The sequence below is a fragment of the Arthrobacter sp. TMN-49 genome (assembly GCF_054511095.1).
The window spans coordinates 70,659-78,801 of sequence record NZ_JBTNDH010000018.1; the positions used below are offsets into that span (position 1 = coordinate 70,659).

6 protein-coding genes and 1 pseudogene are annotated in these 8,143 nt (G+C 62.1%); 4 read left to right on the top strand and 3 right to left on the bottom strand.

The window, feature by feature from the left end; genetic code table 11:
• Positions 1–56: 56 nt before the first annotated feature.
• Positions 57–662, bottom strand: a complete 606-nt coding sequence (locus ACX80E_RS10255; protein ID WP_459301814.1) for a single-stranded DNA-binding protein — start codon at positions 660–662, stop codon at positions 57–59.
• 61 nt (positions 663–723) lie between these two features.
• Positions 724–1,029 (bottom strand): 30S ribosomal protein S6, encoded by a 306-nt coding sequence (gene rpsF, locus ACX80E_RS10260; protein WP_459301815.1) that lies wholly within the window; start codon positions 1,027–1,029, stop codon positions 724–726.
• Positions 1,030–1,350: 321 nt separating this feature from the next.
• Between rpsF and ACX80E_RS10265 the strand changes: the two genes are divergently transcribed.
• From ACX80E_RS10265 to ACX80E_RS10275, 3 genes are read left to right on the top strand one after another with little or no spacing between them, the layout of a single operon-like run.
• A complete protein-coding gene (locus ACX80E_RS10265; protein WP_459301816.1) occupies positions 1,351–2,808 on the top strand; it encodes a DUF3375 domain-containing protein in 1,458 nt (485 codons plus the stop codon).
• Positions 2,805–3,500: a DUF4194 domain-containing protein gene (locus tag ACX80E_RS10270; RefSeq protein ID WP_459301818.1), complete on the top strand. Its 696-nt coding sequence runs from the start codon at positions 2,805–2,807 to the stop codon at positions 3,498–3,500. The genes ACX80E_RS10265 and ACX80E_RS10270 overlap by 4 nt, the downstream gene beginning before the upstream one ends.
• Positions 3,501–6,797 (top strand): ATP-binding protein, encoded by a 3,297-nt coding sequence (locus ACX80E_RS10275; protein ID WP_459301819.1) that lies wholly within the window; start codon positions 3,501–3,503, stop codon positions 6,795–6,797. It begins immediately after the preceding gene.
• Here ACX80E_RS10275 and ACX80E_RS10280 read toward each other — a convergent pair.
• A complete protein-coding gene (locus ACX80E_RS10280) occupies positions 6,784–7,347 on the bottom strand; it encodes a hypothetical protein (RefSeq protein WP_459301820.1) in 564 nt (187 codons plus the stop codon). The two genes, ACX80E_RS10275 and ACX80E_RS10280, sit on opposite strands and share 14 nt — an antisense overlap.
• Before the next feature lie 214 nt (positions 7,348–7,561).
• On the opposite strand from ACX80E_RS10280, the pseudogene ACX80E_RS10285 reads away from it, so the two are divergent.
• Positions 7,562–7,885, top strand: a pseudogene (locus ACX80E_RS10285) (acyl-CoA dehydrogenase family protein); the annotation flags it as partial.
• Positions 7,886–8,143: the final 258 nt, after the last annotated feature.

The following is an 8,143-nucleotide window of genomic DNA, read 5'->3' on the forward strand; positions in this document are numbered from 1 at the left end:
TATTAATCCGCGGGATGGAGTGCGTACGGCGGTTGCCGCACAAATATTTTTTGTTGCTAGAAGGGAGGCTCGGAGTTATCCGGGCCAGCACCCCAACCGGAGGAGCCGCCACCGGGCGTTGCCCAGGGATCAGCTGCCGGTGCGGGCTGCTGCTGTTGTGCGCCGCCGCCCCAGCCGGGATTTCCCCCAGCGGGATTGGCGCCGAAGCCACCTTGGCCGCCACCGGCGTTGCCGCCAGTATTGCCGCCTTGGCCACCGTTGCCGCCACCAAAGTTGCCCCCACCCTGACCGCCGGAGCGTTGGGTGCGGTTAACTTTGACGTTGGCGTAGCGCAGCGAGGGGCCGATCTCGTCGACCTCAAGCTCCATGACGGTGCGCTTTTCGCCTTCTTTGGTGTCGTAGGTCCGCGACTTCAGCCGGCCTGAAACAATCACGCGAGTTCCCTTTGTCAGGGACTCGGCAACGTTTTCGGCCGCTTCGCGCCAGATCGACGCGCGGAGGAACAGCGTTTCGCCGTCCTTCCACTCGTTGGACTGGCGGTCCAAGGTCCGCGGAGTCGACGCAATGGTGAAGTTCGCTACTGCTGAACCGCTCGGGGTAAACCGAAGTTCGGGGTCACCGGTGAGATTACCAATGACCGTGATAGTGGTTTCGCCTGCCATCTGCTCCTGCTTCCTGCTTGTGTTTTCCTACGGAGAAAGAACTAAAGAAAGTGAACCGAAATTACTCGGCTACTACTTTCTGCTCTTCCGGACGGGTGATCTTGGTGCGCAGGATGGTCTCGTTGAGGCCAAGTACGCGGTCAAGTTCCTGAGCGGTAGCAGGTGCGGCAGTGAAGTTCACTACTGCGTAGATACCTTCAGACTTCTTCTGGATGTCGTAAGCCAGGCGACGACGGCCCCAGATGTCAACCTTTTCGATGGTTCCACCATCGGTGGTGATGACATTCAGGAACTTCTGAAGCGACGGCTCAACGGTACGCTCATCAACATCGGGGTCGATGATTACCATCAATTCGTAAGGACGCATATGTGAACCCACCTCCTTTGGGCTAGGCGGTTACGGCATTTCCGTAACAGGAGGTTCATTTGCAGTGTCCGGCGACTCTCAAGCACGCAGATTGAGCGACTGAAGTGTCAGCACAGACTTATCTATCCTACCGTAATTACGACGCCGGACACTCACCCTGCGCGTAACTCTCACCACACGGGCGGGGCCAGCATCGAAAACGACGGCGTTGGCGGTTGAGGCCGGTGGTCTACTGGTGGCCGAAACCGCCAGCGCCGTCTTTTTCGGCACTGCCATGCCTTAAAATGGAACGGACCCCTCCCCTGCCTGAAAGCAAAAGCCATGCGCTCCACTGAAAACGCCGTTGCACAGTGGCATGCCCAAAACCAATTGCGCCAGAGCCCCGCCTGGAAACTGTTGCAGGGCGCGCCGTGGGCGGCGGCGTTTCTGCGTGCTGAATTCACGGCCACCAAGCAGCGCGTTCCACTGGAGCAGTTCCATGCCGATTTGGCTGACTTCATGAAGGAACTGCGCGAGGAGAACCTCAGTCTCAACGAGGCGTGGCAGGCCTCCCACTACGCCGATTCGTGGGTGCGCAGCCAATTTCTGGCCCGCCCCATGGCTGACGGCAAGTTCTTTTACGAACCAACAGCAACCACGGCCCGCGTGTTGGCGTTCATGGACACGTTGACCGGCCAACGAACCAACCTCAACAGTTCCCGCCTGGGCACCTTGCTCACCAGCATTGAAACGCTGTCCTTTCAAAGCGACCCCAACCCGGAGTCACGGATAGCGGCGCTCGAGGCTGAAATTGCGCTGCGCCACAGCGAGATTGACTCGCTGCGCAATGGTGCGAACCCCGCCGTGCTGTCAGCAGACTCGGCCGTGGCCGCCACCCGCAGCGTGCTGGACCTGGCGGCCAGCCTGCCAGCGGATTTCAAGCGCATGCGCGACGGCGTGGACCTGATGTTGCACACCATCCGCCAGGAGATCATGGAATCCTCGGTGACCAAGGGCGTCGCCGTGGGTCAAGTGCTCGCCGGTGACAAGGCGTTGCGCGGCACGGCCGAGGGTGAGACCTTTCAAGGCTTCACCGAATTCCTCAACGACCCCATCCAGCAGGCACGCTTCAGGCAGTCGATCAATGAGGTCCTTGAACGTGACTTCACTGATCAGCTCAGTTCCGAGGAACGGGCGAACCTGGCCTCGCTGCTGCGTGAAATGCGCCGCGAGGCGGCCGATGTGCACGCCATGTATGGGCGCCTGTCCGAGAGTTTGCACGCCTACGTGCAGTCGGCCGAATTTAAGGAATCCGTACTGCTACGCCGGGCCATCCACGCCGCCGAACAAGCCGTGGCCAAGGCTGCGCTGGGGTCCCGCACGGCAGTGGTTGAGCCGCTGCTGTACTCCCCCACTTTTGAAACACTGGCAGGGCTTGGCATCTTCAACCCGGAGGACCATGTGCCCCCACCCAAGCTCGCAGCACCCCCGGCACTCAGTGACGCCGACATTCACCGCACCCCCGTCACCCCGGCACCGGACATGCCAACCCTGCACGCCGCCGTCGAACGTGCCAAGGTGACTCGCCAGGGGAGCGCCACCTTGGCGGATGTTTATGCCAGCCTGCCGCCGGAACTGCAGCACATCAACACCATCCGGGGCTTGATTCTGGCGGCACGGGGCTCGGCGAACGCCATGGATTCCACGCGCACCCAAACATTGACTTTCACCCAGATCGACGGCACCACGCGAACAGCCCGCATCCCGTTGTTCACCTTCACGAAGGACACCGCGTCATGAGCATCAACTACACCCCCACACCGCTTGGGCGCCAGACAGATACTGCCAACACGGAGCGGGCGTTGTTTGCCGGCGATACGGGCTCCTTCCCGCTGGAACTGCGTCAGGCGCTGGTGCGGTTGCTGCGCGGGCCCTACATCGACGGCACGGTTGATCCGGCCCTGTGGACCACCATCCTCAGCCACGCCGTGTCCCTGCAGCAGTATCTGAGCGAGATTTTCCTGCTGCTGAGCGTTGACGCGGACCGCAAGATTGCCCTGTTGACACCTGTCCCGATGGACGCCGTCCACACGCAACCCATCGTGGCGCGTAAGCCGCTGCGCCGTGAAGAGACTCTGTTGGCGCTGCGCCTGCGCGTGTTGCTGGATCGCCATGCTGGCAGTGGCACGGATGTGACTGTTTCGCGCAGCAGCGCCCGGGACATTCTGGCCGAACACCGCCAGCCGGGCACGCTCGATGACAAACGCCTCGATGAACAAACAGATGCCGCGCTGGCCCGGCTGATGGGCTTGAAACTGATCCTGCCCACCGAGTTGCCGGGCGAATACCGGGTCAGCAACGCGCTGGCACTGGCGCTGCCCTTTGACTCAATCGAGCAAATTCCGGCCTACCTGGCGGCCCTGGACAAGAGTGCTGCCAACGATCCAGCCGAACCCCACGGTCACGATGAATTACTGCAGGAGATCAGCTAAATGAGCATTGCCACCACACTGCCCATTGGTGAAGACATCAACCCGGGCCAGTTCAGACTCAGCCAAATTCAGATCATCAACTGGGGCACCTTCCACGGCCGCCACGCCATGTACGTGGACCGTGCCGGCACGTTGCTCACCGGCCATCCCGGCGTGGGCAAGTCCACCCTCTTTGACGGCATCCAGCACATCTTTTATGCGGCCCCCCGGCTCAATGAGTCGGCGCACGAGGCGTCCAACAGGAAGGACCGGCGCACCACCTTTAGTTACATGCGTGGGCGCAAGATTAAAACGGCCACCAGCGTTGAGTACCAACGCCCCAGTGCCACCTGGTCCGCTGCCGCATTGGTGTTCGAGGACGGGCTGGGCCGGGTCGTCACGATTGCCGCGCTCTTTGACCTGCCCGCCAACGGCCTGGAGGGTCAGGTGGGCAAGCACTACGTCATCCACGACGCCGAGCTGGACACCTTGGCGCTGGAGAACCACGGCAGCCGGCGCTTTTCGCCGTCGTCGCTGCACGCTGCCCTGCCCGGCGCCGAAGCCTTTGACGTGCACAAGACGTTCGTCGAGCGGTTCCGCCGCAAACTGGGCATCCACAATGACAAGGCGTTTAGCCTGCTGCGCACCTTGCAGAACGGCAAGGGACTGGACAAGGGCGTTAACCGTTTCTTCCGCTACGAGGTGCTGGACAAACCAGCAACCCTTGGTGCGGCGGCCGCCGCAGTGGAGGACTTTAACCACCTGAGCGGCATCTACCGTCAGCTCGAGGACGCCCGCGGCCAGCGGGACGCGCTGGCCCCCGTGCCGGAACTGCACCAAAAACTGCAGGAATTCAGTCAAAGCCACGCCCGCACAGTTGAGCTAAAAAACGTTCAGCTGCCCTTGTGGCGCCAACAATTTCAGGCCGAACTATTGGCGGCCAAGGCCGTGGCCCTCACAGCCGCGCAATCGGAAAAACAGCATCAAATCGAAGCGGCCACGCTGGCCAAGGACGCACTGGCCGAATCGGTGGCCAACCTGGCACAGCAACATGCCAACCATGGCGGGTGGGCCGTCGAGGGCCTGGAAAAGGACATCCGCGCAGGCAAGCGTGAACTTGCCGAACGTGTGCGTCTGGAGGCCAGCGTTCGGGAGGATTTGGACGCTGCCGGGCTCGTGCATGAGTGGACCCCGGCCGGCCTGGACGCTGCGCGCGCCTCGGCGGCGGCAGGTGTGCAGACACAACAAAACGAGACCGAGTCGGCACGCACCCGGGAGTACCAGGCGGTGGCGGTCAGCGTCAACCTCAAGGATCAAGAAAAAGCGCTCCGGGCCGAGATTGCTTCCTACGAGCGCCGCGGCAGCAATATCGATCCGCGCAGCGCGGCGGCCCGCCGGGCCATTTGTGCGGCAACGGCCCTGACACCGGAGGATATGCCCTTCGCCGGTGAGCTGGTGGACATTGGCGCCGCTCACGGTGTGTGGCGCCCGGCCGCCGAGAAGGTACTGCGTTCCCTAGCCACCACCTTGCTGGTCAAGGGCGAGGACATTGAGACCGTCACCGCAGCCATCAACGGCCTGGATGGGCACGGCAAGCTGCGCTGGATAGACATCGGCGTCCACTCCCGGGTCGCAACCCCCGGCGTTGATCATCTGGTGACGAAACTGGATTTCCATGCCTCCGACGCTGGGGACTGGGTTCGCACGAAAATTGCGGCCGACTTTGCGTTTGTGTGTGTTGACAGCGATGCGGCGTTGCACCAGCACGGCAAAGCCATTTCACCAGCTGGCACGGTGAAGCTCAACGCTGCTGTCTTCGAACGCGATACTCGATCCATCAATCCCGGGGACTATCTGCTCGGTTTCAACAACGTGGCCAAAATTGCCCAGCTGGAGGAGCAGGCGCAGGCGCTGGCGGCAGAACATGAGGCCTCCGCCGAGGCGGCGACACAAAGCAGCCTCGCCAAGGAACAATCCGCACAGCGGCTCGCATCCTTGAAGCGTATTGCCGGCGACAGCCGGACCTTTGCACAGCTGGATTCGGCCGCCCTGGCCGCGCAGTTGGAGGTTTTGCACGCCACCTTGGAGCAGACCATCGCCGGTAGCGCCACCTTGGCGCAATTGCGTGAATCGCTGGCTGGCGCGAACGCAGAACTAGAGGCAGCAGTGGGCCGCGTGGCCGTGCTGCATCACGACTTGGCGGCCATCGGCAAGGACCTTTCCGGCGTGCAAGGCGCCCTGCACAACGCCAGTGACCTCAAGGAGGCCGCCCCGGAATGGGCTGTTGCGGCGTTTGCGCCGTATTTGAGCGACGGCGAGCCCACGTCCCTTGACGAGCTTGAAGTACTTTTGAGCAGAGTCGCCGTGGACCTGGGCGAACGCGTTGCAGCCCTGAAGGAACGCCAGTTCCGTACCGAGGGCGCCCTGAGCGAGATTTTCAAGTCCTTTGCACGGCTGTTTGGCCCCACCATAAGCGCCAGTTACGGGACCGGCGCCGACGCGAGCCCGCACTACCAAGAGCTTTATGAGCGCATTATTTCCGACGGTCTCCCGCAGCGCCAGGACGAATTCCGTGAGTACTTCAACAACCGCTCCTACGAACGTTTCTCCGATCTTTTGCAATTGCTGGAAGAGGAGCGGCGCACCATTGAGGAACGCATTTTGCCGCTAAACCAGATCCTGGCGGATGTGCCGTTCGAGAAGGGCAGCCGGCTGCGGCTGGAAGTAAAAACCACCATCCCCGATGAAGCCAGAGCCTTCCGCAATGACCTCAAGGAGGCCTTGGGCAACGCCTACACCACGGCCACTGAGGAGAAGATGGCTGCCAGCTATCAGCAGCTGGAACGGCTGGTCAACGCCCTTCGCGACCCGGCCATGGCCCACTGGGCGGACACTGTGCTGGATGTTCGCCAGCATGTGACCATCAGCTGCAACGAGCACCGGCCCAACGGGGAGGTTGAGACGGGTCTGGAGCCTGGCACGCTGTCAGGTGGTGAGGGGCAGCGCTTCACGTCCTTCATCATGGGCGCCGCCCTGGCCTACCAGTTGGGCATCGATGTGCAGGGATACAGCACTTATGGAACTGTCATGATCGATGAGGCTTTCATCCAGGCGAACTCCGAATACGCCGGCGCGGGCATCAACGCCCTGCAGGAATTCGGCTTCCAGCTTCTGCTGGCGGCCCCCGAGGACAAGGTGGACCTGTCCAAGCATTTGGGCTCGGTCACCGACATCATCAAACACCCGCAAGCCAACGTTTCAGGCTTCGTCTCCACGGGCCAGTCCCCCGCCACGGCCACTGACATTATTCTGCGCTAACACCAGCACCGCCCGCATCCCAATGCTCCCAGAGCGTGGCGTAGCTCCCCCGACGTGACAGCAGGTCCTCGCGGCTACCTTGTTCAACGATGCGCCCCTGCTCTATGACCACCACCTTGTCGGCAGCAACGGCCTGGGAGAGGTTGTGCGCAATGACCAAGGACGTGCGCCCCCGCATGGCCGCCTGGGCGGCCGCCGCCAAGTCAGTGGCACCCCGGTTGCCGGCCTCGGCTGTGACCTCGTCCAAGACTGCCACCAGGGGGTCGGCCAAGAGCAGCTCGGCCATGGCCAGTTGCTGAGATTTGTCGGCGGTCAGTGGAGTGCCGCCGGCACCAACGCTCGCCGCCAGGCGCAGGTCTTGAGCCAGCATTCCTGAGAAAACGTGAACGTCCTGGCTGACCATGGCCTCCCCGACTCGCCCCTGGTGGGCGCCAGCTGCCGTGCCGTAACGGGCGCGGGTACCTACTGTGTGGACGATTCCGCTCGTGTGTTCGGCGATTCCCATGACCAGACGCGCCAGCCAGGACTTGTCGGCCCCCCGAGCTGACAACCACTGCCACTTGTTCCCCCTCTCGGACCAGTAATGAGACGTCCTTGAGCACTGCTTTCCCGCCCGGGTAGGCAAAAGACGAACCGCGAAGCTACAACGTGGCGGCGGAAAGTTCAGCCCGCCCGGCTTCGACCCCCTTTTCCGGGGCATGCGCGGCGGGCATGCTGCTGGGGCCAATCATCCGGCTCAGACCCGCATCAGCCTTTTGTAGCTCTTCCAGCTCACGCAACAGAAGCTAGTGAACATGTCCATGGAGCTCGAGAAGGGACTTTTGCTGGCGCTTCATTTGGGCCGGCTTAAAGATCAAGGAACTCTGGCCCCACATCAAATATCCTTCGGCAAACTCAACAACTGCCGTGAAGCCATCAAGATCTGCCGCGAAGCACGAACCATTCTCGGCGGTAACGGCATCACCCTTGACTACTCCCCGCTCCGTCACGCCAACAACCTCGAGTCAGTCTTGACCTATGAGGGCACGGAGGAAATGCACACATTGATCCTTGGCCAGGAGATTACAGGCATCCCCGCCTTCCGCTAACGCACCCGGGCCGCGACCTGCTGGAATTGGGCTGTCAGCCCCGGGCGCAGCGAACTGGGTGCGGGTCGGAGGGTTGTGGGGTGTTTGTTGGGTTAAATGGTGGTGGCCACCTTGGGGGGTGGCCGTGGTTGTTTGGTTGTTAATGTGAGGGAGGCCCCACACCTGGGGTGTGGGGCCTCTACCTGTTTACGTGTTGTCCGGCGGTGTCCTACTCTCCCACATCCTCACGAATGCAGTACCATCGGCGCTGTGGGTCTT